Origin of the sequence: Rhodophyticola sp. CCM32 (genome assembly GCF_004751985.1) — a bacterium.
Taxonomy (GTDB): domain Bacteria; phylum Pseudomonadota; class Alphaproteobacteria; order Rhodobacterales; family Rhodobacteraceae; genus Rhodophyticola.
In genome coordinates this window covers 1,019,076-1,043,710 of record NZ_CP038492.1, presented here as the reverse complement: position 1 = coordinate 1,043,710, position 24,635 = coordinate 1,019,076, and the positions used below count along the sequence as shown (strand labels likewise).

Annotated in this window: 22 protein-coding genes and 2 pseudogenes; 5 read left to right on the top strand and 19 right to left on the bottom strand. The window is 60.2% G+C overall.

Annotation, left to right across the window (positions count from 1 at the left end; genetic code table 11):
* Positions 1-103 precede the first annotated feature (103 nt).
* The 4 genes from uxuA to E2K80_RS05115 all read right to left on the bottom strand — a co-directional run bounded on the left by uxuA (position 104) and on the right by E2K80_RS05115 (position 4,253).
* Complete coding sequence (uxuA, locus tag E2K80_RS05130) at positions 104-1,309, bottom strand: mannonate dehydratase (protein ID WP_135373384.1); 1,206 nt, start codon at positions 1,307-1,309, stop codon at positions 104-106.
* Between the two features lie 37 nt (positions 1,310-1,346).
* Positions 1,347-2,624 (bottom strand): TRAP transporter large permease, encoded by a 1,278-nt coding sequence (locus tag E2K80_RS05125; protein WP_135373382.1) that lies wholly within the window; start codon positions 2,622-2,624, stop codon positions 1,347-1,349.
* Positions 2,624-3,142, bottom strand: a complete 519-nt coding sequence (locus E2K80_RS05120) for a TRAP transporter small permease (RefSeq protein WP_135373380.1) — start codon at positions 3,140-3,142, stop codon at positions 2,624-2,626. The genes E2K80_RS05125 and E2K80_RS05120 overlap by 1 nt, the downstream gene beginning before the upstream one ends.
* Before the next feature lie 61 nt (positions 3,143-3,203).
* On the bottom strand, positions 3,204-4,253 hold the full coding sequence (locus E2K80_RS05115; RefSeq protein ID WP_238475663.1) for a sialic acid TRAP transporter substrate-binding protein SiaP: 1,050 nt from the start codon (positions 4,251-4,253) through the stop codon (positions 3,204-3,206).
* A gap of 321 nt (positions 4,254-4,574) precedes the next feature.
* On the opposite strand from E2K80_RS05115, the gene E2K80_RS05110 reads away from it, so the two are divergent.
* Positions 4,575-5,246 carry a GntR family transcriptional regulator gene (locus tag E2K80_RS05110; protein ID WP_168193106.1) on the top strand — a complete coding sequence of 224 codons (672 nt, stop codon included), beginning with the start codon at positions 4,575-4,577 and terminating at the stop codon, positions 5,244-5,246.
* Here the strand turns inward: E2K80_RS05110 and E2K80_RS05105 are convergent.
* The 3 genes from E2K80_RS05105 to E2K80_RS05090 form a co-directional block, all read right to left on the bottom strand.
* Positions 5,243-6,361 (bottom strand): mannitol dehydrogenase family protein, encoded by a 1,119-nt coding sequence (locus tag E2K80_RS05105; RefSeq protein WP_210405427.1) that lies wholly within the window; start codon positions 6,359-6,361, stop codon positions 5,243-5,245. The two genes, E2K80_RS05110 and E2K80_RS05105, sit on opposite strands and share 4 nt — an antisense overlap.
* The gene (locus E2K80_RS05100; protein WP_135373376.1) at positions 6,361-7,359 is read right to left on the bottom strand and encodes a zinc-binding alcohol dehydrogenase family protein; all 999 of its coding nucleotides are present in this window, start codon (positions 7,357-7,359) and stop codon (positions 6,361-6,363) included. Before E2K80_RS05100 ends, E2K80_RS05105 begins: the two co-directional genes overlap by 1 nt.
* 689 nt (positions 7,360-8,048) lie before the next feature.
* The gene (locus E2K80_RS05090; RefSeq protein ID WP_135373374.1) at positions 8,049-10,328 is read right to left on the bottom strand and encodes an adenosylcobalamin-dependent ribonucleoside-diphosphate reductase; all 2,280 of its coding nucleotides are present in this window, start codon (positions 10,326-10,328) and stop codon (positions 8,049-8,051) included.
* A gap of 106 nt (positions 10,329-10,434) precedes the next feature.
* Between E2K80_RS05090 and E2K80_RS05085 the strand changes: the two genes are divergently transcribed.
* On the top strand, positions 10,435-10,866 hold the full coding sequence (locus E2K80_RS05085) for a DUF1489 family protein (protein ID WP_135373372.1): 432 nt from the start codon (positions 10,435-10,437) through the stop codon (positions 10,864-10,866).
* A 42-nt stretch (positions 10,867-10,908) separates the two neighbouring features.
* On the opposite strand, the gene hisG is transcribed toward E2K80_RS05085, so the two are convergent.
* The 3 genes from hisG to hisS are packed head-to-tail and all read right to left on the bottom strand — an operon-like array spanning position 10,909 to position 14,200.
* Entirely contained in the window at positions 10,909-11,607 is a 699-nt protein-coding gene (gene hisG, locus E2K80_RS05080) for an ATP phosphoribosyltransferase (protein ID WP_135373370.1), read from the bottom strand.
* Positions 11,604-12,722 (bottom strand): ATP phosphoribosyltransferase regulatory subunit, encoded by a 1,119-nt coding sequence (locus E2K80_RS05075; protein ID WP_135373368.1) that lies wholly within the window; start codon positions 12,720-12,722, stop codon positions 11,604-11,606. The genes hisG and E2K80_RS05075 overlap by 4 nt, the downstream gene beginning before the upstream one ends.
* Positions 12,719-14,200, bottom strand: coding sequence for a histidine--tRNA ligase (hisS, locus tag E2K80_RS05070; protein WP_135373366.1), 1,482 nt, complete (start codon positions 14,198-14,200; stop codon positions 12,719-12,721). Before hisS ends, E2K80_RS05075 begins: the two co-directional genes overlap by 4 nt.
* Positions 14,201-14,340: 140 nt before the next feature.
* Between hisS and E2K80_RS05065 the strand changes: the two genes are divergently transcribed.
* The gene (locus E2K80_RS05065) at positions 14,341-14,544 is read left to right on the top strand and encodes a SlyX family protein (protein ID WP_135373364.1); all 204 of its coding nucleotides are present in this window, start codon (positions 14,341-14,343) and stop codon (positions 14,542-14,544) included.
* 82 nt (positions 14,545-14,626) lie between these two features.
* Here the strand turns inward: E2K80_RS05065 and E2K80_RS05060 are convergent, their stop codons facing one another.
* Positions 14,627-15,079 carry a nucleoside deaminase gene (locus tag E2K80_RS05060; RefSeq protein WP_168193105.1) on the bottom strand — a complete coding sequence of 151 codons (453 nt, stop codon included), beginning with the start codon at positions 15,077-15,079 and terminating at the stop codon, positions 14,627-14,629.
* A gap of 83 nt (positions 15,080-15,162) precedes the next feature.
* Between E2K80_RS05060 and E2K80_RS05055 the strand changes: the two genes are divergently transcribed.
* Positions 15,163-16,029, top strand: coding sequence for a pseudouridine synthase (locus tag E2K80_RS05055; protein ID WP_135373362.1), 867 nt, complete (start codon positions 15,163-15,165; stop codon positions 16,027-16,029).
* Here the strand turns inward: E2K80_RS05055 and E2K80_RS05050 are convergent.
* The 5 genes and pseudogenes from E2K80_RS05050 to E2K80_RS05030 all read right to left on the bottom strand — a co-directional run bounded on the left by E2K80_RS05050 (position 15,986) and on the right by E2K80_RS05030 (position 21,051).
* The gene (locus E2K80_RS05050) at positions 15,986-16,606 is read right to left on the bottom strand and encodes an inner membrane-spanning protein YciB (protein WP_135373360.1); all 621 of its coding nucleotides are present in this window, start codon (positions 16,604-16,606) and stop codon (positions 15,986-15,988) included. The two genes, E2K80_RS05055 and E2K80_RS05050, sit on opposite strands and share 44 nt — an antisense overlap.
* A gap of 11 nt (positions 16,607-16,617) precedes the next feature.
* Positions 16,618-17,510 (bottom strand): annotated as a pseudogene (locus E2K80_RS05045) (EamA family transporter).
* Positions 17,507-17,911, bottom strand: a complete 405-nt coding sequence (locus E2K80_RS05040) for a GNAT family N-acetyltransferase (RefSeq protein WP_135373358.1) — start codon at positions 17,909-17,911, stop codon at positions 17,507-17,509. The pseudogene E2K80_RS05045 and the gene E2K80_RS05040 overlap by 4 nt, the downstream one beginning before the upstream one ends.
* Positions 17,908-19,068, bottom strand: coding sequence for a signal recognition particle-docking protein FtsY (ftsY, locus tag E2K80_RS05035; protein WP_135373356.1), 1,161 nt, complete (start codon positions 19,066-19,068; stop codon positions 17,908-17,910). The genes E2K80_RS05040 and ftsY overlap by 4 nt, the downstream gene beginning before the upstream one ends.
* Positions 19,069-19,354: 286 nt before the next feature.
* Positions 19,355-21,051 (bottom strand): annotated as a pseudogene (locus E2K80_RS05030) (NAD(P)H-dependent oxidoreductase subunit E).
* Positions 21,052-21,189: 138 nt separating this feature from the next.
* Between E2K80_RS05030 and E2K80_RS05025 the strand changes: the two are divergent.
* A complete protein-coding gene (locus E2K80_RS05025) occupies positions 21,190-22,278 on the top strand; it encodes an alkane 1-monooxygenase (RefSeq protein ID WP_135373354.1) in 1,089 nt (362 codons plus the stop codon).
* Positions 22,279-22,347: 69 nt separating this feature from the next.
* Here the strand turns inward: E2K80_RS05025 and E2K80_RS05020 are convergent, their stop codons facing one another.
* Genes E2K80_RS05020 through tatB form a run of 3 tightly spaced genes read right to left on the bottom strand, consistent with a single transcriptional unit; the run spans position 22,348 to position 24,577 of the window.
* Positions 22,348-23,187 carry an ATP-binding protein gene (locus E2K80_RS05020; protein ID WP_135373352.1) on the bottom strand — a complete coding sequence of 280 codons (840 nt, stop codon included), beginning with the start codon at positions 23,185-23,187 and terminating at the stop codon, positions 22,348-22,350.
* Entirely contained in the window at positions 23,184-24,059 is an 876-nt protein-coding gene (gene tatC / locus E2K80_RS05015; protein ID WP_135373350.1) for a twin-arginine translocase subunit TatC, read from the bottom strand. Before tatC ends, E2K80_RS05020 begins: the two co-directional genes overlap by 4 nt.
* Positions 24,056-24,577 carry a Sec-independent protein translocase protein TatB gene (gene tatB, locus E2K80_RS05010; protein ID WP_238475662.1) on the bottom strand — a complete coding sequence of 174 codons (522 nt, stop codon included), beginning with the start codon at positions 24,575-24,577 and terminating at the stop codon, positions 24,056-24,058. Before tatB ends, tatC begins: the two co-directional genes overlap by 4 nt.
* Positions 24,578-24,635: the final 58 nt, after the last annotated feature.

The window sequence follows — 24,635 nt, the reverse complement described above, 5'->3', positions numbered from 1 at the left end:
GCCCTTTCCCGGACGTGACCATTGGGTCCCAACAAATCGCCTAGAGCATCCCGGCCCGGGAAACCATTCGCGCCATAGCTCAAGGCGAGTTGATGAGGTGGTTTCAGACCATGGCGTGCCGAAGTCCCTGCTCAAGACCCATAATTTCTGCCATCCCTTTCAACCGGCCGATACACGGATATCCCGGCAGTGTGTTTTGCGAAAAATCCGAAATCAGACGCCAGCCGTGGTCGGGACGGAAGATAAACTCGAACGGCGTGCCACTGGCGTGTGAGCGTGCGATCTCTTCCTCGACGATTTCACACACCAGATCATCCATTGCCACCGCGCCCGCCAGATGTTCGGCCTCATGGAAGCTTGTCGGAACCGTCTCGGATTCCCGGGCCACATTTCTCAGATGCAAAAAATAGATCCGGTCTTTGAGCTGTTTGAACATATCGACCAGATCATTGTCACCCCGCGCGCCCAGCGACCCCGAACACAGCGTAAACCCGTTGGCGGGGCTGTCATGCATCTGACCAATCGCCTTGTAATCGCCCAGCGTGGAAACAATACGCGGCAATCCCAGTAACGGAAACGGCGGATCATCTGGATGAATGGCCATCCGTATCCCCGATTGTTCCGCATGGGGCACGATCTCTGCCAGGAAAGCCCGCAGATTGTTCCGGAGCCCGTCCGGCGTAATGTCTTTATACGCGTCAATCGCCTTGCGGAATTCATCCAGATGATACCCTTTTGCAGAGCCTGGAAGCCCGGCAATGATCGTGTGGATCAACCGGGTCTGCCCCTCTTGTGAAAGGGAACCGTATCGCAACTGCGCCTCGGCAATAACTTCGGCGGGGAAATCGGCTTTGGCATTCTCTCTGCGCAGCAGGAAGACATCAAATACAGCGAAATCAACATAGTCAAAGCGCATGCAGGTGGCGCCGTTGGGCTGGCGATGTTCGGTGTCGGTACGTGTCCAGTCGATCACCGGCATAAAATTGTAGCACACAGTCCTGATCCCGGCCGCCGCAAGATGTGTCAGGCTGTCCTTATAGGCCAGTATGTGATCCTCAAAATTGCCCTTGCGCTGTTTGATCTCTTCGGAGACCGGCAGGCTTTCAACCACATCCCAGGACAGGCCTGTGGCCTCTCCCGATGGCGTGTTGCAGATCTTTTCCTGATGCGCCGCAATCTCGGGCCCTGACCACACCACACCCGGGTCGAGATGATGCAAAGCAGAGACAACACCCTTGGCGCCGGTTTGGCTGACCGCGTTGATCGAGATCGGGTCTGTATCGCCGAACCATCTCCATGTTGGTTTCATTTTGCAAATCCTCGGCAACGGAGGGCAGGGTTTTTGGTCACCGGTACAACAGCTCCGGCAGAAACAGGCTGAGTTGCGGGATGAATGTCAGCGCCAGCAGGACCGCAACCAAGGGAATAAGGAACGGCGCCGTTGCGCGAACGCAATCCTCGAAAGGCACATTGGAGACCTTGGACAAGACGAAAAGGACCATGCCCACCGGGGGGGTCAGCAACCCGATCATCAGGTTCAGGATGACAATGATGCCAAGATGCACAGGATCAATGCCCAATTGCGATGTAATCGGCAGCAGGACGGGAACCAGAATCGAGATCGCCGCGATGGTCTCCATGAACAGGCCGACAACCAGAACGGTCAGCATGATCATCAGCAGGATCACATGTTTGTTGTCCGAAATGCTCAGCAGCACCTCGGCAAATAACGGGGCGGCCTGATTGGCCGTGAGGATCCAGGCAAACACCGTTGCCGCGCCCACGATCAGAAGAATGGATGCCGTCGTTTCAATGGTTTCGAGGCAAACGACGATCAGCTTTTTCATGGATAAAGAGCGATAGACGAACAGGCCCAGAAACAGGGCATAACTGGCCGCGCAGACCGCGGCCTCGGTCGGGGTGAACGCGCCGGTCACAATGCCACCAACAATAATCGCAGGGGTCATAAGCGGCAGAAATGCCCGGCCAAACGTGGTGACAACCTGTTTCGGGCTAAAAGCCTCATCACGCGGATAAGAGCGTTTTTTGGACACGTACCACACCATCAACATCAGGGATGCAGCCATCAGCAGGCCCGGAATGATCCCGGCCACGAACAACTCGCCAATGGAGGTCGAGGCCATCACGCCAAAGATCACCAATGGCAGTGAGGGTGGGATGATCGGGCCGATTGTCGAGGATGCTGCGGTGACGCCAACCGAAAAATCATCATCATACCCCGCCTCGCGCATGGCTTTGATTTCAATGGCTCCCAATCCGCCCGCATCGGCAACAGCGGCGCCGGACATGCCGGCAAAAATGATGCTTGCGCCAATATTCACATGGCCCAGGCCACCATTCATCCATCCGACGATAGACCTGGCAAACGCGAAAATCCGGCTGGTGATCCCGGCGGAATTCATCAACCCGCCCGCCATGATGAAGAACGGAATCGCCAGAAGCGGGAAACTGTTCATGCCATTCACGACATTATGCGTCAGAAGCGTCGGCGGCAGGCCCTCGATGACGATATAGCCCAGCGACGACAGCCCCAACGCAACCGCAATCGGGACGCGCAGGATCATCAGCGCAAAAAGCGCGAGAAACAAAAGAACGACGGTCATTATTTTGATCCCGGGATGCGCTTATAAAGTTGCGCCACCTGCACATAGATCAGTGCAGCAAGGCCAAACAACATAAGGATATAAAGATAGTATTTGGGGTAAGGCAGCGACACCATATTCTGAAAGCTTGTCTGTTTGGCAAGCAGCACAAGCGCCCAGCTGAGATACCCGAAAAAGAAAGTAGTCAGAAGCAGGGCAAATGTCTTGAGGCCCTCCACGTAACGCCCGGCAAAATTGTCGATGAATTCCAGCCGGATATGGCTGTCCAGCACCTGACATTTCACAACCCCGACAAAGGCCAGAAGGATCAGCAGGTATCTGGCGGCCTCTTCGGTCCAGGACAATGAATCATTCAACACGTATCGTGTAAAAAACTGAAGGAAAACAACGGCGAAAAGGGTGCCAAATACCAGAAGAACCGGAATATCCCATTTTGAGAATTTCAGCTCCTGCAGGCGCGTTTCCGGGTCGATTTCCGCTTCTTTTGACAGCTCTTCAATCGAGTCTGTGATGCCCATGATCCCCTCCCTTAAGCGCGGCGTGACCGGTCCCGAAGAACCGGTCACGCCATTGGTTTGATTATTCGATTGCCTGCAGACGCTCGAAGATCACAGGGGCCCAGGGCATATCAGGCCCTGTCAGATGCGGCGCGACCACTTCGATAAAGGGGCCACGATCAACTTCATTCACCGTCACGCCCTGTTCACGGAACCAGTCAGCCAGTTCATTTTCAGAAGCGACGATTTCGCTGGAGGCCCATTCTGCCGCCTCGACGAGGATTTCGTCCAGAATGGCAAGATCTTCTTCACCCAGTTCACTGCTGGTAATCGGCGAGACCAGCGACACCAGAGAATTGGTGATGTGACCGGTCAGGTTGATGTTGCTCTGGACCTCGTAGAACCTTTTGAACTGAATGGTCGGCAGAGGGTTTTCCTGCGCGTCAACAACGCCTTGCTGCAAGGCAAGATAGACCTCCGAGAACGCCATCGGTGTCGGGTTCGCGCCCGTCACTTCAGGGAAAAGCAGATAGGCCGGTGCGTTTGGCACGCGGATTTTCAGGTCTTCCATATCCGACGGGGCCAGGATCGGCACATTCGATGTCACATGGCGCGCGCCATAATAGGTCAAGGCGGAAACGTGGTTTCCGGTCACGCCGGTATAACCGTCGGCAAGTTCCTCAAACAGGTCGCTTTCGCCATAGGCCTGCCAGTGCTCAAAATCCCTGAGCGTAAACGGGAAATCCGAAATCGCGATGGGCGGATAGGATTGCCCCATAAACGCAACGCCAGTGTAGATGATGTCAACGGTGCCAAGGGTCAGACCCTCGTTCAACGCAACCTCATTGCCCAGTTGGGAGGCCGGGAAAACCTCGATCGTATACCGGCCGTCCGTCGCTTCTTCAAAGGCTTCAGCCGCGCGCAGGGCCGCTTCGTGGTATGGTGTGGCAGCCTCATAAACATGGCCCCATTTCAGGACGTCTTGCGCGAAGGCAGGCGCAGTCATCATCAATGCGCCGGATGCAGCAAACACACCGCCACGGATAAATTCGTGAAGTTTCATAAGTTCCTCCCTTGAAACATATCTACTTGTGTCAGTAGTGTCTTTAATGGACAAAAAACACCCGGCCATCGTCAAATGTTTTTAATGCTTAATCGTCAGACTTAAGGACAGACCATGCCGCGCCCGAGCTATGTCTTCAAACGCAGCTACAATGCGGCTCTGGATCACATTGCACCCCCCGCACAGGACATGTTGAATGTGTCGTCCCTGGCCAAAGCCGTGGATGTAAGCCGCACGACATCCCGGCGCATTCTGGAAAAGCTGTGCGTTGGCGGGTTTGTCCAGAAAACCCCGGATAGCAGCTACCGGATCATATCCAGGCCCGAAGCCGAAGACTACTTTCCCGATGAAGAAACCCTGTCCACAATCGAACAGCTTGAGACCAAGTTCATGGACTGGATTCTGACCAAGCGCATGGGCCCGGGGTCGACAATCAATGAAGCTAAATTTGCACATGAAATGGGAATATCCAACACCAGTGCGCGTGAATTTCTGCTCAAGCTCAGCCGGTTCGGATTTCTGCGTAAGGAGCCATATAAAACCTGGAGTCTTGAAGGGGTTTCCGATGAATATGCCGATGAAATTATGGAAGTCAGATTACTTTTCGAAACCTCTGCGGTTGCGCGGCTGGCCCGCAAAGACGACAATGATCCGTTCTGGAACGACCTCAACAGGATCAGGAAAAAACACGAGACACTGATCGCGCATCTTGAACACGGGGCCATTGAAATGCCCGGTCTGGATGCGGAATTCCACAACCTTCTGAATGCAGCAGCCGGGCGACGCCTGATCCTCGCCATCCAGGATGTTATTTCGATGATCTTCCACTATCATTACCACCATATATGGAAGGAAGAACAAAGACTTGCGATGGCCGCTCTGGCCTTGCAGGATCATATCGAAATCATTGATGCCATTCAGACGAAAAACGAGGAACTGGCCCGTGAGCGGATGCAAAAACACCTGTCAAATGCGCGATATGCGCTCAAACGGCCGCCATACAGGTTCATGACCCCGGCGATCCAGACGCACACACCACACGACACCCGAAGTGAAGGTTAACTGCGGTTCCTGTCCAGTATTGCCGACAGGCTCGGCGCCGACAAAACCCCGCCAGTCGAAGCCCAATCAAAAAAAGCCGCGATCCGGCGGTCAAGCTTTTCACTGTGATTGCCCGCAATATCCGAGATCAGATGTCTTAAAAACGGGTTCGAGAAGCGTTCCAGTGTTGCGGTGATGAAGTGCTTTGCGTCTTCCTCCAGCCCGCGCGCCGCAAATCCAGGAAGAACGTCTGATATCAGAATATGTTCCAAGGCGCCTCGGCGTTCTGACTGCATGACATCAAGAACCGTCTGTCCCTCCGGACGACCGTCCTGAAGCCACCAATCTGCCATGATCGTATGCCCCAGATTGAGAATATGCAGTTTCAGCCGTTCCGGACCTTCCAGCGACGGCACAATCTGGATGGACGGGTGATCACAGGGCGCGCGGACACCAGGCGCAGCCTCGATCGCCCAGAGAGCATAGGGTTCGGCGATGGCCCCCGCCGGTTCAAGCGGTTCAGAGACGATCCGGTCAACAATCGAGTTTGCGGCCACCATCTGCTCTAGCCAGTCCCGGAACCCTGCATCTGCAAGTGCGGTTTCTGCAATTTCAAGAAGGCGCGATTTCAACGCATGGCCATTATTCGGCAAAAGCTCGGTCGGCAAAAGCAGAGGCGGCGCAGACCCCGCATGATACCGCATGAACAGCAGATGCGTCAGCTTTGCCGGAAAGCTCGCCGTGGGTGCCAATATGGCATCCATATCCTCGGGTCGGGCGGCAAACCCGATGTCAGATGTGTTTGAGACGACGAAATCAACATCCTTGAAGACCGCACAAACCGCATCCCAATCCGTATGTGTTGAAAAAGCCTGCTTGAGGCTTGTCACCCGCTGCTCCTTGTCGATCACCTGCCCGTCCAGCAGGCCCCTGATCTTTATCGGGATGCCATCAGGGTCTGCCAGCGCGGGCAGCCGTTTCGCACGCTCCGGGTTGCCGGATGTCTGCACAACAGTCACCGAGCGCGGCACCCTGGCTTCGGAAAAAAACAAATCCGCATGGGCCTGCAAAAACCGGCTTGTCCCGAATTGCAGCACGTCGGTTTTCAATGGAGGTTTGGCAGCCATGTCAGACATCACGCCACCTCGATAATGGCCTTGATCACAGTATCCCGCGCAACCGACCAACACGCGATATCCTGAGCGGCCTTGGTGAAATCCGTGCGATGGGTGTTCAATAACCCGGTGTCAATCAACCCGTCCGAGATCGCCTTGATCACAAATTCAAAATCCCCCTTCAACGCATTCCGGCTGCTCAGAAGTGTGGTTTCGCGTTTGTGAAATTCAGGATCGGCAAATGACAGGTCCCCCTTCACGACACTCACCAGGGTGTAGGTGCCGCCATGCGCAACAAACCGCAACGCGTCATTCATCGCGCCAAGATTGCCCGTCGCGTCATACACAAAGGTCATCGCCAGTTCCCTGGCGGTCATTTGATCTTCATCGCGGGCGTCACAGGTGCGAAACCCGAAGCTCTGCTCCATAAGCCTGCGTTTTTCCGCGGACACATCGGCGATTGTGACATCACCGCCATCAATGCGCGCAAACAGGGCACAGGCAAGCCCGATCGGGCCGCCTCCGATCACCAGAACCGGTGCGCCCGCCGTCAAACGTGACCGCATGACCGCATGACGCCCGATCGCCAGAAATTCAACCATCGCCGCCTGATCCGGCGTCAGGTCCCCGGCGCTGATCAGATTTTCCGGCGGCACCGCAATCTGTTCACACATGGCCCCGTCCCGGTGCACGCCAAGAACCTGAATATTCTCGCAGCAATTGGGTTTGCGCATTTTACAGGCGTGGCAATCGCCACAGGACAGATAGGGGTTTACGATCACATGCGCCCCTGGCGCAACATCGCGACCCTCATAGTTTTCCGAAACATGGGCCGAGATTTCGTGCCCCATCACCCGGGGATAGTCCAGAAATGGCTGTGTGCCCGCAAAAATATGATAATCGGTCCCGCAGATCCCGACCCGGGTCACATCCAGAGGCACCCAGCCCTTCGGGACAGGGGCCAGATCCCGATCGACAAGATCCAGGGTTTGAGGCTTGAGGCAGAGCAAAGCTTTCATGAAAATCTCGCAGGTTTCGCATCTCGGGATACCGCGATGCAGGGCAGAACCATACCGCCGCCTTCAGCGCGTCCTCCTCACACCATCGGTCCGGTATGGTTTAAAATTTCCGCATCCCGGTCAACTGTCTTTAACTTAGAAAGCCAGCCCATTCGGAACAGCGTCCTGTTTGAACTTGCCCACAAACCGAATGCCCTTGTTCATATCTGCCGCTCCCTGGTTCCAAAATGATCAGGCAAAGCGTCTGTAAATCTGGGGCAGCTCAATCATATATCTCTCAAACCTTTGGAAAATAAAGGAAAGTGGACATGTACGGCACGCAAGTTGATGCTCAAACCAGCCGTAACAGACCGTATCACGGTGACCGTGTCCTTCATCCACAAACGCAACAACACGTTCGCGTAACTCTATCGGATGTGGCTTGCCCATCTGTGACCCCCATATCTGCCGCAACCGAAGGGAATCACATCACAACCAATCTGGGAAGCCTGAATCGGCATGACTGCGACACGCTCTAATCCTGACCTCAGCCGACTTCCCTTGGTCGAGTATTGGTGGTTCCCGTCTAGTGAGACGCCAAGGCTGAACTATTGTCTACACCTCAATGGCAAAACTATGGGATCAAAATGGCAATCGCTGGTGCCAAAATGGCAAAACTTTGGGTACGTCCACAAGGTTACGCCATGCGGCTAGCCACATTTCGAATAGCCGCAATCGGCACAGGTCAGGCAACCTTCGATCATCCGCATCTGATGGCTGCCACAAGAGGAACAGACCGGCCCCCGGGGCCGTGCGCCGATTTCCATCACCTCTGCCTGCGGGTCGGTTTTGAGGCCCATCCCTTCCCCGTCAATGAACCCGATCGAGATCAGATGCCGCTCAATCACCCCGCCGATCGCTGCCAGAATCGAGGGCACATATTTGCCCTGCATCCAGGCTCCGCCCCGGGGATCGAAAACCGCCTTGAGTTCCTCCACCACAAACGAGATGTCCCCGCCCCGCCGGAACACGGCCGAGATCATCCGGGTCAGCGCCACGGTCCAGGCGAAATGCTCCATATTCTTGGAGTTGATGAACACCTCGAACGGGCGCCGGTTGCCGTTCTGGATGATGTCATTGATGGTGATATAGATCGCATGGCTGCTTTCGGGCCAGCGGAGTTTATAGGTCTGGCCTTCCAGTGACTGGGGCCGGTCCAGCGGTTCGGAGATATAGACAACCTCGCCTTCCTGGCTGATTTCCTCAACCGTGGTGCCTGCGTGTTTCTCTTCGCTTTCGCTGACACTCAGCACAGAACCGGTCACCTCATTGGGCCGGTAGGTGGTGCAGCCTTTGCAGCCACTGTCCCAGGCCTGCATATAGACATCCTTGAAATCCCCGAAGCTGATATCTTCCGGGCAGTTGATGGTTTTCGAGATTGAACTGTCGATCCAGCGCTGCGCGGCGGCCTGCATTTTCACATGATCGGCGGGTGGCAGGGTCTGGGCATTCACGAAATGATCGGGCAGGTCGATATCGCCGAATTTCTCGCGCCAGAGATGAACCGCATAATCCTCCACCTCTTCCTCGCTGCGCGAGCCATCGCGCTGAAGCACCTTGCGGGTATAGCTATAGGCAAAGACCGGTTCGATCCCCGAACTGACATTTCCCGCATAAAGAGAAATCGTGCCGGTGGGCGCGATGGAGGTCAGAAGCGCGTTGCGGATGCCATGGGCCGCAATGGCCGCGCGCACATCGTCATCCATCCCCTCCATATTGCCCGAGGCAAGGAAGCCTTCAGCCTCGAACAGGGGAAAGGCGCCTTTCTCTTTCGCAAGATCCACCGAAGCGAGATAAGCGGCCCGCGCGATCTGATGCATCCAGTCTTCGGTCTGTGCCGCCGCGTCGTCAGACCCATAGCGCAGGCCCAGCATCAACAACGCATCGGCCAGCCCGGTCACGCCAAGGCCGATACGGCGTTTGGCCTGTGCCTCCTGCGCCTGCGCCTCCAGCGGGAAGCGACTGGCATCCACCACATTATCCATCATCCGAATGGCGGTGCGCACAAGATCATCCAGCGCCGCTGCATCCAGACGGGCATCGGCCTCGAACGGGTTGGCCACAAGCCGCGCAAGGTTCACCGACCCAAGCAGGCAGGCTCCGTAAGGCGGCAGGGGTTGTTCGCCGCAGGGATTGGTGGCGGCAATCTCCTCCACATAGTTCAGATTGTTGGCGGCATTGATCCGGTCGATGAAGATCACGCCCGGTTCGGCATAATCATAGGTCGATTGCATGATCCTGTTCCACAGATCCTGCGCCTGAACCGTCTGATACACTTTGCCGTCAAAGACCAGATCCCAGGAGGCATCGTCTTTCACCGCCTCCATAAACGCATCTGTCACCAGCACGCTGACATTGAACATGCGCAGCCGCGCGGGATCGGATTTCGCGGTGATGAAGGCCTCGATATCAGGATGATCGCAGCGCATGGTGGCCATCATCGCGCCGCGACGACTGCCCGCTGACATGATGGTGCGGCACATGGCGTCCCAGACATCCATGAAGGACAGCGGGCCGGATGCATCCGCCGCCACACCCTTCACATCCGCCCCCTTGGGCCGGATGGTGGAGAAATCATAGCCGATCCCGCCACCCTGCTGCATGGTCAGGGCGGCCTCTTTCAGATTGTCGAAAATGCCGCCCATACTGTCCGGGATCGTGCCCATGACAAAGCAGTTGAACAATGTGACCGCCCGGCCGGTGCCCGCGCCTGCGGTGATCCGCCCGGCGGGGAGGTATTTGAAATCTTCCAAGGCGGCGTAGAATCGCTTTTCCCAGGCCGCCGGGTCTGCCTCGACCGCGGCCAGATCCCGCGCGATGCGGCGCCATGTATCCTCAACACTCTGGTCAATCGGTGTGCCATCCGCCTCTTTCAGGCGATATTTCATATCCCATATCTGTTCAGCAATCGGGGCAGAGAAACGGGACATTCTGGACATCTCCCTTGGCACGGGCGGGGTAAGAAATTAGCAGGAAGCTGTGGATAAGTCCACCATACCTTGTGGAACTCAGTGACAGCTGGCTAGATATATAGGTATGGCTGCGAATCTCAATCTCATCAAGCTTTCCGTTGGCACCGAGGCGGTGGAAGATCTGATCCGCTGGCAGGCAAGCACGCGTGCCCAGGGCGCTGACGGGTTGCCGCGCCATGTCACCCGGATGTGGCCCAGGCGGGCCGATGAGCTGCTGGATGGCGGCTCGATCTTCTGGGTGATCAAAGGTGTGGTGCTGGCCCGGCAGCGCATCCTGCGCCTGGATGAGGTGGACCGGGGCGATGGCATTGCCCGCTGTGGCATTGTGCTGGACCCCAAACTGATCCGGGTCGAGGCAACCCCGAAACGCGCCTTTCAGGGCTGGCGCTATCTGCCGGGATCAGATGCGCCAAGCGATCTGAGTGCTGCGCGCCACCATGAGGACAGCCTGCCGCCGGAGCTGCAATCCGCCCTTGCCGAAATCGGCGTGCGTTAAGGCCGTCACTGACGCAGGCAACCCGCCCTGAAGCGTTTCGCCCTAATAATCCGCGATGCCCAGCCTGGTTTTCAACCCAGTCAGCGCCGCACGATCAGCCTCGCCCCACTCCGCTGCGCGGGATTTGAACAGGGTTGCCTGACTGCGGTGGATCAACCCGTCTTCCAGCACTTTCAGGTGGTTGGCCCTGAGCGTATCGCCGGTGGATGTGATATCGGCAATCGCCTCGGCGGTGAGATGTTTCACCGTGCCCTCTGTCGCGCCCTGACTGTCGACCAGCCGGTAATCGGCCACCCCGGCCTCGCGCAGGAATTCCCGCACCAGACGGTGGTATTTCGTGGCAATGCGCAGGCGGGTCCCATGGGCCGCGCGGAAATCGGCGGCGGCGGCATCCAGATCATCAAGAGTATCCACATCCACCCAGATCTTCGGCACCGCGATGACCAGATCGGCAAAGCCAAAGCCCATCGGCGCCAGTTCCGCCAGCACCTGATCCCAGAGCGGAATACCTTCGCGCACCAGATCGCTGCCGGTGACGCCCAGATGCACCCGGCCTGCCTGCAACTCACGCGGAATTTCCGACGCGCTGAGCAACAGCAAATCCAGATCAGCGCCATTGACCCGGGCGGCATATTCCCGGTCCGATCCGCTGCGCTGCATCTCGATGCCGCAGCTGGCGAACCAATCAAAGGTCTTTTCCATCAGACGGCCCTTGGAGGGGACGGCAAGCTTCAGGCTCATCCCGCGCCCTTTCCAAGGTGGCTCTGCAACTGATGGACCAGTTCGGGGCGGATCACGCCGCCAACCGCCGGAATATCGCGCCCGCCACCCAGAACATGGCACAGCGCGTCATACCGTCCGCCCGTGGCCACAGGCGGAAAATCCGGCTGCCCCCCGGCCAGGAACCCAAAGACGAACCCGTCATAATATTCCATGTTCGTGCGGCCATAGCTGGCCTCGAATGGCAGGCCGGCAACGTCAATGCCCGCCGCGTCCAGCGCCTCCATCCGGCGGGCCATGCGGGCCACCGCGTGGGAGATGCCGGGCAGGTCAACAGCAATGTCGCGCAAATGCTCATGGGCATTGGTCAGCGTCTCGCGCAGCGACAGGATCACATCCAGCACCTCGGCCTCTGCCGCCCCGATGGCGCGCGCGCCTGCATCCTGTTGCAGATGACGCATGCGGGTGGCGATTTCATCCGCACTGCGCAGACCGACCATCGGCCCGGCCCCGGCAATCAGACCCTCAACACCGGTTTCCGCCATCTGTTCCAGCAGGGTCGCGCGGGTGGCAGGCGCGGGTTTGCGGCCGGTAAACCGGTCCAGCAGCACCCGAAACCGGCGCGGTCGCCAGATATGGCGGCGCAACGCGCGTTTGCGCCGCTCGGTGGTTGCCAGACTGTCCACCGCAGCCAGAAGAATGCCGATATCGCCGGTGACCGGTGTCAGATCAAAGGGCGACAGAACCTCGGAGAACAGCGCGAACACTTCCGCATCCGCAGCTGCCGGGTTCTCACGGTCAAAAACCTCATAGCCCACCTGCAGATATTCGCAGGCCCGGTTGCTGCCGGTCTGCTGTTTTCGAAACACCTCCCCCAGATAGGTATAGCGCGCGGGTTCTGCCCCGCCCGCCATATGGGCCTGCACCACGGGCACCGTGAAATCGGGGCGCAGCATCAACTCCCCCCGGTCCGGGTCATGGGTGGTATAGGCCCGCGCACGAATGTCTTCGCCGTACAGGTCCAGCAGCGTGTCGGCGGGTTGCAGCAGATCAGCCTCGACCGGGGTGGCACCGGAAGCTTTGAAAACCGCCTGCAACCGCGCGGCCTCGGCCCGGATTGCGGGTTTATCAGTCACGTCTGACGATCCAGAATGGCGCGCACCTGCGCGACAAGCTCATCCAGCGGCACTTCACGCTGCGCGGGCTGGGATTTCCACTCTTCCAGGCTGGCATTTGCGGCAATCTCGGCGCCCAGGATCAGATCCTTGATCTGCACGACACCGCGCGCAGCCTCGTCCGAGCCCTGGATGATCGCCACCGGACTTTCGCGTTTATCCGCATATTTCAACTGATTGCCGAAATTCTTCGGATTTCCCAGATAGACCTCGGCCCGGATGCCCGCCTGACGCAGCGTGGCCACCATCGCCTGATACTCGCCCATCCGGTCGCGATCCATGACCGTCACGATCACCGGACCCTCTGCGGTGCGGCCGATGCGCCCCTTGGCGCGAAGCGCGGCCAGCAGACGGTCAACACCAATAGAGATACCCGTGGCGGCCACCTCCTGCCCGGTGAAGCGCTTGACCAGATCATCATATCGCCCGCCGCCGGCGACCGAGCCGAATTGCCTTGGGCGGCCTTTTTCATCTTTGATTTCAAAGGTCAGTTCGGCCTCATAGACCGGACCGGTGTAATAGCCGAGGCCACGAACAACGCTTGGATCAATCTCGATCCGGTCGGGGCCATAGCCCTGGGCAGCCAGAAGATCGGCAATGGTTTCAAGCTCTTGCACGCCCTGCCTGCCGACATCGGAGCCTTCGACAAGCTGGGTGAGACGCGCAACCGTGGCCGGGCCATTCTCGCGTTTCGCCGCCATGAACCCCATGATCACCCCGGCCCGATCCGGGCCCAGACCCGCCCCTTTGGTGAAATCGCCGGAGGCGTCCTCGCGCCCCTCTCCAAGCAGTGCGCGAACGCCTTTTTCTCCAAGCCGGTCCAGCTTGTCGATGGCGCGCAGCACGATGCCACGTTCGGCCTCTTTATCGTCACCGGCAAGGCCCGCAACCTCCATCACGCCGTTCAGCACCTTGCGGTTGTTCACCCGGATGATGTAATCCCCACGCGGGATGCCAACCGCCTCCAGCGTGTCGGCCAGCATCGCGCAAATCTCGGCATCCGCAGCCATGGAGGCCGAGCCGACTGTATCCGCATCGCATTGATAAAACTGCCGAAACCTCCCCGGCCCGGGTTTTTCATTGCGCCAGACCGGCCCCATGGTGAAGCGCCGGTAAGGGTTGGGCAGATCATTGCGGAATTGCGCGGCGACACGGGCAAGCGGCGCGGTCATGTCATAGCGCAGCGCCAGCCAGTCACCCTCTTCCTCCTGCCAGGCGAAAACGCCCTCATTCGGACGGTCCACATCGGGAAGGAATTTGCCCAAAGCCTCGACCGTTTCCACCGCAGAGGTTTCCAGCGGGTCAAACCCATAGCGATGATAGACCTCGGCAATCACCCGCAACATCTCGTTGCGTTCGGTCACCTCGGCGCCGAAATAATCGCGGAACCCTTTTGGCGTTTCGGCCTTGGGGCGGGGCTGTTTTTTCACTTTGGCCATGGGCGGTCCCGTGCGGGGTTTCAGGGTCGCGGGACGTGTAGCCGAGGGGGCGTGCCGGGGCAAGGCAGGGGTTAAAAGAGACATGCAGACCCGGCGCGGATCCGATACATGAAAGAATACGCGTGACCGAAAGGGTGAACATGGCCGATATCACCGATCTTGAGGAACAGATCGCCCATCTGATGCGGGTGGTTGAGGACCTGTCAGAGGTCGCCGCCCGGCAGGATGGCGAGATTGCAGCCCTGACCCGGCGGGTGGAGATGCTGATGATGCGCGAAGCAGAGCGGGAGGTGGATGGCGGCGGAACGGTGACGATGGCAGACGCGAGGCCGCCGCATTGGTGACCCCAGGTGTTTAGTCCCACTGTGTGATATCTGACACGGGGGAGGCGCGGGAGGCGCCGGGGGCAGCGCCCCTGAAACATTCTCAACCGCGTCGCGACCGGAAGAAATCGCGCAGCAAAGCCGCGGCCTCCTGCTCCGCGATGCCGCCATAGATCTCGGGCGCATGATGGGCCTGGGGGTGGTCAAACACCCGTGGTCCCTGCACCACACCGCCTGATTTCGGGTCTGCCGCAGCATAGTAAAGCCGCGCCACCCGCGCCGCTGCAATCGCGCCGGCACAGGCCGGGCAGGGTTCCAGCGTCACATAGAGATCGCAACCGGTCAGCCGTTCGGTCCCAAGGGCCGCACAGGCGGCGCGGATCGCCAGCATCTCGGCATGGGCTGTCGGGTCCAGCAATTCGCGCATCCGGTTGCCCGCCCGTGCGATCACCTCACCACCCTGCACAATCACCGCGCCCACGGGCACCTCGCCCCGGGCGGCGGCGGTGCGGGCCTCTTCCAGGGCCGTTTGCATATGGCTGCGAAACATCGTCATCGCCCCCCGCGACATCCGGGTTTGTAGTGAAACGCCTTACTTGCCGCTTTCCAACACCCTGTCAAACCGCTAGGCCCGGACATATGAGCACGGAGACCCCAAAAGGTGATCGCATCGCCAAGACGCTTGCCCGCGCGGGCGTCGCCTCGCGCCGTGAAGCCGAACGGATGATCGCCGCCGGGCGGGTTGCCGTGAATGGCGAGATCATTGCCAGCCCTGCTCTGAATGTGACCGGGGCCGACATGATCACCGTCGATGGCGCCCAGATCGCCGAGCCTGAGCGGCCCCGCCTCTGGCTTTATCACAAACCCCTTGGTCTGGTCACAACCAATGCCGATGAAAAGGGCCGCAAAACAGTGTTCGACACGCTCCCGCCCGAGATGCCCCGGGTGATGAGTGTTGGCCGCCTTGATATCAATTCCGAGGGGCTGTTGCTGCTTACCAATGACGGGGGTCTCAAACGCAGGCTGGAACTGCCCGCCACCGGATGGCTGCGCAAATACCGGGTGCGCGTGAAAGGCCGCCCCAGGGAGGAGGATCTTGCCCCCCTGCGCAAAGGTCTGAACATCGAGGGTGAGCGGTTTCAGCCGATGGAGGTCACATTTGACCGCCAGCAGGGCGCCAATGCCTGGCTGACCATTGGCCTGCGCGAAGGCAGGAACCGCGAAATCCGGCGCGCCGTGGGGGAAATCGGTCTGGATGTGAACCGCCTGATCCGCGTCAGCTATGGCCCGTTCCGTCTGAACCAGGTGAAGCCGGGCGCGGTGGAGGAGATCAAACCCCGCGTCCTGCGGGACCAGTTGGGGCTGGAGGCCGCGACCGAGGGCCATGCAGAGGCGAAGCCGAAACCCAAACGCCCCGGTCTGCGCAAGGCCCCCCCCAGATCCGGCAGCGCAAAAGGCAAATCTAGCCTGCGTCCCCCGCGTCATCCTCCGTCTCGGAAAGGCTGAACCGTTCGATCAGCCGGGCCTGGAACATGAAAACCGCAAACAGGAAAACAGGCAGTCCAAAGGTCTCGAATGTCACCCAGAATTCCGTCGATTGGGTGCGCCAGACCAGTTCATTGGCCAGCGCCATCAGCGCGAATGCGCCAGCCAGACGTCTGGTCAGGATCAGCCAGCCTTCCTCGCGCATGGGCAGCAGATCACCCATCACGAATTGCAGCCAGGACTGGCCGCGCAGCAGGCCGATCCCCAGGACAATGGCGAAAAATCCGTAGACCAGCGTCGTTTTCATCTTGAAGAAACGTTCATCGTTGAACCAGACGGTCAGCGCCCCGAACACCACCACCAGAACCGCCGTAAACACCTGAATGCGCGAGATCTTGCGCGTCAGACCCCACAATACCGCAATCGAGGCAAGCAGAAGCGGCACGAAAGCCGCCGTGACGATGATGAACCCGTCATATTCGGTGCCCGCAATGGTCACCTGCGCATCCTGAAACTTCATATAGGCCAGAAAGAACAAAAGCGGCGGGCCCAGTTCCAGCGCTGTTTTCAGCCAGGGTTTGATCTGTCTCTCGGCCATGTCCGGCTCCTTCATCCACCTGCCTCAACTATCACCGCCCCCGCCGCAATCAACCCCATCAATGCCACCCGGCGCGGTCCCACCCGTTCTCCCAGAAGCAGCCAGCCGATCAGGGCGTCGAGGTCTCGCGCAGCACGGCGGCCTCCCCCACCTGATCCAGCCGGGTGGCCAGCATGACCGCCCCGAAAGAGCCAAAGGCCACCAGCCCGCCGATCATCCCGCGCAGGGCCAGCGGCGCCAGAGCCGGGGGCATCTCCATCCGCAGATAGGCATGCCCGGCAATCACCGGGTACAGCAACCCGTCGATGAAGAAGAACCAGGCCAGAAAGGTGAACGGGTCAGCCGCCGCGCGGATGCCATAGGCATCATAGGTGGTGTAAAGCGCCACGAAGAGGCCGGTCAGAACCGCCAGCCACAGGGCCGGGACCAGACGATCCCGATCCACGGTGATCGTGCGCATGTTGTAGATCGCCAGCCCGTATATGCCGGTCAGCAGCACCCCGACGCCCAGCCATTGCAGCAGGCTGAAGCTTTCGCCGAACACAAGCCCGGCGCCGATAACCGTGAAAAGCGGGCCGGTGCCGCGCATCACCGGATAGACCACCGTATAGGCGCCGCGCCGATAGCTGGCCAAAGCCGCCCATTTATAGAGCGCATGGATCACAAAAACGCCTGCGAAAATGGGCCACATATGGGGTTCGGGCCAGGGCACGACGAACAGCGCCACAGGCGCGGCCATCAGCCCATAGCCTGCATCAATCGCGCCCCGCGACAATAACGGATCATGGCGCCCCTTCTGCAACGCGCCAAAGACCGCATGCAGAACCGCCGCCAGAAGCGCCAGGCAAAGCGCCAGCCATTCGCCCGCCGCCGTGCCTTCAAGCGAAAGGAACCAGGTGCTCATTCCTGCGGCGCGGCGCTGCGGTCCATTCCCCGGCAGGGTTGGAAACCGAACCGGGTGTAAAGCGGCGCGGCGCGTTCGCTGGAGACAAGGCTGACATGGCAGCTGGCAGGCAGATGCGCTTCGCACCAGGTCATCAGCCGGATCATGATTGCGCGGCCCAGCCCCTGCCCCTGCGCATGCGGATGCACCGCCACATCAACGATCTGCACAAAGGCGCCACCATCCCCCACGACACGGCCCATGGCGATCAGATCACCGTCATCGCGGGCGGTCACGGCGTAAAGCCCATGGGCCAGCCCGATCCGCGCGGCGTCTTCACAACGAGGCCCCAACCCGCAAAGGGCCCGCAATGCACGGTATTCCCCGGATTCCGGCGCGGTTTCGAACCAGAGCGCTGTCACGCTTCCGCCCCTGTCAGGGCCTGTGCGAATTCCTCAGGATCGAACGGGGCCAGATCGTCAATCTGTTCCCCCACACCGATCGCATGGATCGGCAGCCCGAACCTGTCGGCCAGCGCCACCAGCACCCCGCCTTTCGCGGTGCCATCCAGCTTGGTCATCACCAGACCCGTCACATCGGCCATCTTCTGGAAGGTTTCGACCTGGCTAAGCGCGTTCTGCCCGGTGGTGGCGTCCAGCACCAGCAGGGTGTTATGGGGCGCATCGGGGTCTTTCTTGCGGATCACCCGCACGATCTTGGCCAGTTCCTCCATCAGATCGGTCCGGTTCTGCAACCGCCCCGCCGTGTCGATCATCAGAAGATCGGCGCCATCAGCCTCGGCCTTCGTCATCGCATCAAAGGCCAGGGCGGCGGGGTCTGACCCCTCGGGCGCGGTCAGAACCGGCACGCCCGCACGCTCCCCCCAGACCTGCAACTGTTCCACCGCCGCCGCCCGAAACGTATCGCCCGCCGCAATCACCACCTGCTTGCCCGCGGCCCTGAACTGGCTGGCCAGCTTGCCGATGGTCGTGGTTTTGCCCGAGCCGTTCACCCCCACCACCAGCACCACTTGCGGGGTCTTCGGGTAAATCGGCAGGGGCCGCGCCACAGGGTCCATCACGCGGGCGATCTCGGCGGTCAGCAAGCCCTTGATATCGGAGGCCGTCATCAGCTTGCCATACCGCCCCTCGGACATGTTCGCGGTTACCCGCAATGCCGTATCCACGCCCATATCCGCCGAGATCAGCAATTCCTCCAACTGCTCCAGCATCTCATCGTCAAGCGCCCGACGCGGCTCGGCACTCCGCCCCATGAGGCGGCCCATGAGGCCGGGTTTCGGTGCCGTATCCGGGGCAGGTTCGGGTGTCAGGTCCACGCGCAACGGCTCAGGCTCAGGCTCAGGCTCAGGCTCAGGCTCAGGCTCAGGCTCAGGCTCAGGAATTGCTTCTGTTACCGGATCTGGCAACCGCTTTTCCTCCGGTTCCGCGGGGGTGCCCGCCTGCGGCTCTGCGTCACCCGGCGCGGCCACCGCCCCGTCCTCGATGATCGCCTCCAACCCTTCGTCGATCTTCGACGAGGATTTGAACATCCGATCCTTCAGCTTCTTGAAAAACGACATCTCTGACTTCCCAAAATCCTCTCTTCACCTATGCGCAACCGCGCCGGGATGGAAGCCCGCCGGCCCCACGAAACGGGAGGATATCTTCACCCATACCGCCCGCGTGCTGAGCGATCTGCACAAGGCCGACTGAAACTGGGAGCTTACCAGAAAGCGGTGCAAACACCTGGCCTGAACCTACTGGGCCAGAAAACCATTTCAGGCAATGCGCCCGGGGAAAGCCGAATGAATTCAGGGCTTTCCCCCTGACGCCTCGCAGTTTTGGCGCGATTTAGAGACCCGGGCCTCAGATCTCCTGCGGGAAATGCTTCATCACCAGACGGATCGGGTTCGGCGCCGCCTGCCCCAGCCCGCAGATTGAGGCATCCTCCATCGCCTGGCACAGGTCTTCCAGCAGCGGCTGGTCCCAGGCATCCGCCTGCATCAGCTTCACCGCCTTCTCACAGCCGACCCGGCACGGCGTACATTGGCCGCAGGATTCCGCCTCGAAGAAGCGCAGCATGTTCAGCGCCGCGGCTTTCGCGGAATCCTGATCGCTCAACACCACCACCGCCGCAGAGCCGATGAAACTGCCCAATGGCTGCAATGTGTCGAAATCCAGCGGCACATCATCCACCGAGGCGGGCAACAGCCCCGAAGATGGCCCGCCCGGCTGATAGGCCTTGAACACATGGCCCCTGGCCATGCCGCCCGCCGCCGCGATCACATCCGCTATCGTCGAACCCGCAGGCAGCAGATACACACCCGGCGCAGCCACGCGGCCAGAGACGGAATAGCTGCGCAACCCCACACGCCCGTTCTTTTCCGTCGCGTTCAGAACCTCCGGCCCCTCACGACAGAGCTTCGCCACCCAATGCAAAGTCTCGACATTATGCACCAGGGTCGGGCGGCCAAAGACCCCCACCTGCGCCACAAAGGGCGGGCGATGCCGGGGCAGGCCGCGTTTGCCCTCGATCGATTCGATCATCGCGCTTTCTTCACCGCAGATATAAGCGCCCGCACCGCGCCGCAGATCGACAAAGCCGGGTGCCACCAGCCCCGCCGCTTCCAATGCCGCGATCTCGCGCCGCAAAATCTCCAGCACCGCCGGATATTCGTCGCGCATATAGATGAAACAGGTCTCTGCCTCCACCGCCCAGGCCGCGATCAGCATGCCTTCCAGAAACAGATGCGGCTCCCGTTCGAGGTAATAACGGTCCTTGAAGGTGCCCGGTTCCCCCTCATCGCCATTCACCGCCAGATAGCGGGGCCCGGCATTGGCCCGCACAAACCCCCATTTCTTCCCCGAGGGGAAGCCCGCGCCCCCAGACCGCGCAGACCAGAGGCCAGCACACGTTCCTGCACCGCCTCCCAGTCGCCATTGTCGCGCAGGGTTTTGAGCGTCTCATACCCGCCATCGGCGACATAGGCCTCAAACCGCTGATACTCCGGTATCACGGCATGGGTTTCTTCCCCTGCAATCGCGGCCTCGACCCTGGCCAGATCCGCGTGATCCACATGGTGATGCCCCAGTTCCAGCACCGGTGCGGTATCGCAGCGCCCCATGCAGGGCGCGGTCACAACCCGCACCTGTCGCGCGTCCAGCCCTTCCTCCAACGCCGTTTTCAACGCCGCCGCCCCCGCCAACTCGCAAGACAGGGAATTGCAAACCCGGATTGTCAGGTCAGGCGGCGGCGCCTCCCCCTCTTTCACCAGATCGAAATGGGCGTAAAAACTCGCCACCTCCCAGATCTCGGCCATGGGCAGGCCCATCTCTTCGCCCAGCGCCCGCAAATGCCGGGCCGACAGATGGCCATGGGCATCCTGAAGCAAATGCAGATGCTCGATCAGCAAATCCCGCCGCCGGGGCCGGTCCCCCAGCAGCGCCTGGACATCCTCCAGCGCCGCATCTTCATATTGGCGGCCCTTGGGCCCGGTCCGGCCCTTGCCACGACCCGATTTCCAAACGCCCGTCCCGTGGCTTTTTTTCTCATCCAGCGCCATAGCCGATCCTCCACATTCGTCTTATATCCTGTCTTATCGCGATGCGCGCGCCTGCGCCTGCCAAAACCGACATGGTTTTGCACTAAAATGCAGACCGGATATGCTCCGGCCCTGCATCGCCAACCGCAAGGAGGCCCCATGCCGGTGATTGCCCGCTACGCCCTGGCCACGCTGACGCCCCTGCTTCTGCTGATCCTTGGCAGTCTTTTCGCCCTGCCCTTCGGGCTGGCCGCGCTGATCTGGCTGACGCTTCTGGCAGCCTTCCTTGATCAGGTTCTGGCGCCCCCGGCCCATGATCCCGACAACCAGAGCCCGTGGCCCGATCACCTGTCACTTGTGCTGGCGCTTGGCCATCTGGCGCTGATCCCTCTGGTTCTGACGGCCCTGGCAGGGCCGGTTCTGGATTTCGGCCAGAAACTCGCGCTTCTCTTCGCCACCGCGTCTTTCTTCGGTCAGGTCAGCCACCCGAATGCCCATGAGCTGATCCACAGGCGTCCGCGCTGGCTCAGCGGGTTTGGCGGGCTGGTCTATATCTCGGTCCTTTACGGGCATCATGCCTCGGCCCATCGTCTGGTCCATCACCGCTATGTGGGCACCGATCAGGATCCGAACACCCCCCTGCCAAGCGAAGGGTTCTGGGACTATGTGCCCCGCGCCTGGAAAGGCGAATTCGAGGCGGGACTGATGGCCGAAAATGACCGGCTGTCACGACGCGGCAAACATGCCTGGTCACCCTCAAACCCGTATATCTATTGGGTAACCGGCGGTATCCTGATGTTGTTTGCGGCAGTCTATATAGCCGGGCTCCCCGGCCTGCTGGCTTTCCTGACGCTTGCCGCGCTGACCCATCTTCAAATCCTGCTCAGCGATTATATCCAGCATTACGGGCTGCAAAGGTTGGAGCGACCGGATGGCCGTCTGGAACCCGTCGCCCCCCATCACAGCTGGAATGCACCCAAAGGCTTCTCCAGCTATCTGATGATGAACGCACCCAGCCATTCCGAACACCATATGCACCCGGACCGCCCCTATAATCAGCTCGACACCGGGGCCAGAGTGCCAATACTGCCCTATTCGGTCCCGATCATGGCGATGCTTGCAACCCTGCCTCCGGTCTGGCATCGGGTCATGGACAAGCGCGCATTACGGGTGATGCAAGCCGCCGAAGCCCGTCTTCATGATCGCAGCCCTGAACCGGAAACCACCCGGATAAATCCGGCTTCATGACGCGAAAGCGCCCCTGCCCTTCTTCTTGTCTTAAATACGCCGGGGGTGTGGGGGCTGGCCCCACGTCTTTCACAGTGTCACACCCCGGCGGCCCGCCAGATCGGTGAAATACTGCCAGGCCACCCGGCCCGACCGTGCCCCGCGCGTGGCCTGCCATTCAATCGCCTCGGCCCGCAACGTCTCTGCATCCATCACCAGTCCATAGGCCGCACAATAGGCTTCGATCATCGCCAGATACTCATCCTGCGAACAAGGGTGAAAGCCCAGCCACAGCCCGAACCGGTCGGACAGGGAGACTTTCTCCTCCACCGCCTCGGACGGGCTGATCGAGGTGGAACGCTCATTCTCGATCATATCGCGTGGCATCAGATGCCGCCGGTTCGAGGTGGCGTAGAAAATCACATTGTCGGGCCGCCCTTCAACCCCGCCATCCAGCACCGCCTTCAGGGATTTGTAATGGGTGTCATCATGGGAAAAGGACAGGTCATCGCAAAACAGCACCACCCGCACATGCGCGGCCCGCAAGAGGGTCAGCAGCCGCCCGATCGACGGCAGATCCTCGCGCTGCACCTCGACCAGCTTGACCGCCAGCCCCCGGGCCAGAACCTCCGCATGCACCGCCTTGACCAGCGAGGATTTTCCCATCCCCCGCGCGCCCCAAAGCAGTGCGTTATTGGCGGGCAACCCCCGGGCAAATTGCAGCGTGTTGTCCAAAAGCGTATCACGCGCCCGGTCAATGCCCAGAAGCAGGGGCAGATCGACCCGGTTCACCTCAGCCACCGGGTCCAGCCGGTCCGGCGCGGCATGCCACACAAACGCCTCTGCCGCATCCCAGTCCGGGGCCGCCGCCGGGGCCGGTCGCAACCGCTCCAGCGCCTCGGCAATCCGGGTCAGCACCGCGTCATTCATGCTGTCCGGTCTTCTTCATCCTCATCATCCAACACCCCCTCGGCCCTGAGCCGGGCATCACGGCGCCTTTCAACCATGCGGACCAGCTGGATGGAAATTTCATACAGCCCGTAGACCACAACAAACAGGATCAGTTGCGTGATCACATCGGGCGGGGTGACCAGGGCCGCCAGCGTCAGAATGGCGACAACGGCCCATTTGCGCATATTGCCCAGACCTTCGGCGCTGACCAAGCCGGCCTTGCCCATCAGGGTCAACAGCACCGGCAATTGGAAACACAGGCCAAAGGCAAAGATGAATTTCATCGCCAGATCGGTCGATTCGCGGATCGAGCCCAGAAAAACCGTGCGCAGTTCCGTCGTGCTGTCCGACAGGGCGGGCGGCTCGGCGCCCGTGAAATACGCCGTCAGCATCGGGATCGCATCGGCAAAGCCGATAAAGAAATTCATCGCCAGCGGCGTCACCACGAAATGGGCAAACGCCGCGCCCAGCAGGAACAACAGGGGCGAGGCAAGGATGAACGGCAAAAACGCATTCTGTTCAGACCGGTACAGCCCCGGCGCCACGAACCGCCACAACTGATGCGCAATGACCGGGAAAGACAGGGCAAACCCGCCGATGACCGAAATCCGCACCAGCACGAAAAACTGCTCCTGCGGGGCGGTGAAAATCAGCTCTGGGCTTTGACCACGGGCAATCAGCACCGCAATCAGGGGCTGTTGAATGAAACTCAGCAAGGGCTGGGCCACGGTGAAACAGGCCACCATCGCCACAACAAAAGCCAGAACCGAGCGGATCAGCCGGGTGCGCAATTCCGCCAGATGTTCGATCAGCGGCGCGGCGCTGTCCTCCATGTGCTCTTCGCTGCTCATCCCTGGTCGGTTCCGGTCCGTGGTTCGGCCGCTGCCTCAGGGGCCGGTTCTGCCGCCACCGGGTCCGCAGTCGCGGCGGGAACGGGTGTCGCGCTTGCTGAGGCATCGCCCGGGGTCACGGCGGCCAGTTTGGCATTGCGGATGTCATCCTCGCGCGCCTTGCGCAGCGCATCGGCCTGTTCGCGGGCAGCCTTGCTGTCCGCAAGACGTTTCTCGGCCATCGCGCGGGTTTCCGAGCCTTCCTCGAACTGTGTCGGATCAATGTCCTTTTCGATCCCGTCAAAGGCCTTGTTCACCGCGTCCATCCCCATCTTCTTGGGGTTGGCCATGGCGCGCAGATCCTTGCCGAGATCTTTCATCCCGGTTTCCCCGGCAGCCTCATCCATCGCGCGGCTGAAATCCTTGGCCATGCCGCGAATACGGCCCGTCACCTGACCAAAGGTGCGGAACATTTTCGGCAGGTCTTTGGGACCGACGACGATCAACGCCACGATCCCGATCACCAATAGCTCCATCATGCCGATATCTGGCATTACCCTGCCTTATTCCTGATCCACTTAGGGATGCATGGCGACC

What these genes read in the sequence shown, in the direction of transcription:
- uxuA (WP_135373384.1), bottom strand. Translation starts at nt 1,309, where the DNA reads ATGAAACCAACATGGAGATGGTTCGGCGATACAGACCCGATCTCGATC.
- E2K80_RS05125 (WP_135373382.1), bottom strand. Translation starts at nt 2,624, where the DNA reads ATGACCGTCGTTCTTTTGTTTCTCGCGCTTTTTGCGCTGATGATCCTG.
- E2K80_RS05120 (WP_135373380.1), bottom strand. Translation starts at nt 3,142, where the DNA reads ATGGGCATCACAGACTCGATTGAAGAGCTGTCAAAAGAAGCGGAAATC.
- E2K80_RS05115 (WP_238475663.1), bottom strand. Translation starts at nt 4,253, where the DNA reads ATGGCCGGGTGTTTTTTGTCCATTAAAGACACTACTGACACAAGTAGA.
- E2K80_RS05110 (WP_168193106.1), top strand. Translation starts at nt 4,575, where the DNA reads ATGGACTGGATTCTGACCAAGCGCATGGGCCCGGGGTCGACAATCAAT.
- E2K80_RS05105 (WP_210405427.1), bottom strand. Translation starts at nt 6,361, where the DNA reads ATGTCTGACATGGCTGCCAAACCTCCATTGAAAACCGACGTGCTGCAA.
- E2K80_RS05100 (WP_135373376.1), bottom strand. Translation starts at nt 7,359, where the DNA reads ATGAAAGCTTTGCTCTGCCTCAAGCCTCAAACCCTGGATCTTGTCGAT.
- E2K80_RS05090 (WP_135373374.1), bottom strand. Translation starts at nt 10,328, where the DNA reads ATGTCCCGTTTCTCTGCCCCGATTGCTGAACAGATATGGGATATGAAA.
- E2K80_RS05085 (WP_135373372.1), top strand. Translation starts at nt 10,435, where the DNA reads ATGGCTGCGAATCTCAATCTCATCAAGCTTTCCGTTGGCACCGAGGCG.
- hisG (WP_135373370.1), bottom strand. Translation starts at nt 11,607, where the DNA reads ATGAGCCTGAAGCTTGCCGTCCCCTCCAAGGGCCGTCTGATGGAAAAG.
- hisS (WP_135373366.1), bottom strand. Translation starts at nt 14,200, where the DNA reads ATGGCCAAAGTGAAAAAACAGCCCCGCCCCAAGGCCGAAACGCCAAAA.
- E2K80_RS05065 (WP_135373364.1), top strand. Translation starts at nt 14,341, where the DNA reads ATGGCCGATATCACCGATCTTGAGGAACAGATCGCCCATCTGATGCGG.
- E2K80_RS05060 (WP_168193105.1), bottom strand. Translation starts at nt 15,079, where the DNA reads ATGACGATGTTTCGCAGCCATATGCAAACGGCCCTGGAAGAGGCCCGC.
- E2K80_RS05055 (WP_135373362.1), top strand. Translation starts at nt 15,163, where the DNA reads ATGAGCACGGAGACCCCAAAAGGTGATCGCATCGCCAAGACGCTTGCC.
- E2K80_RS05050 (WP_135373360.1), bottom strand. Translation starts at nt 16,606, where the DNA reads ATGGCCGAGAGACAGATCAAACCCTGGCTGAAAACAGCGCTGGAACTG.
- ftsY (WP_135373356.1), bottom strand. Translation starts at nt 19,068, where the DNA reads ATGTCGTTTTTCAAGAAGCTGAAGGATCGGATGTTCAAATCCTCGTCG.
- E2K80_RS05025 (WP_135373354.1), top strand. Translation starts at nt 21,190, where the DNA reads ATGCCGGTGATTGCCCGCTACGCCCTGGCCACGCTGACGCCCCTGCTT.
- E2K80_RS05020 (WP_135373352.1), bottom strand. Translation starts at nt 23,187, where the DNA reads ATGAATGACGCGGTGCTGACCCGGATTGCCGAGGCGCTGGAGCGGTTG.
- tatC (WP_135373350.1), bottom strand. Translation starts at nt 24,059, where the DNA reads ATGAGCAGCGAAGAGCACATGGAGGACAGCGCCGCGCCGCTGATCGAA.
- tatB (WP_238475662.1), bottom strand. Translation starts at nt 24,577, where the DNA reads ATGATGGAGCTATTGGTGATCGGGATCGTGGCGTTGATCGTCGTCGGT.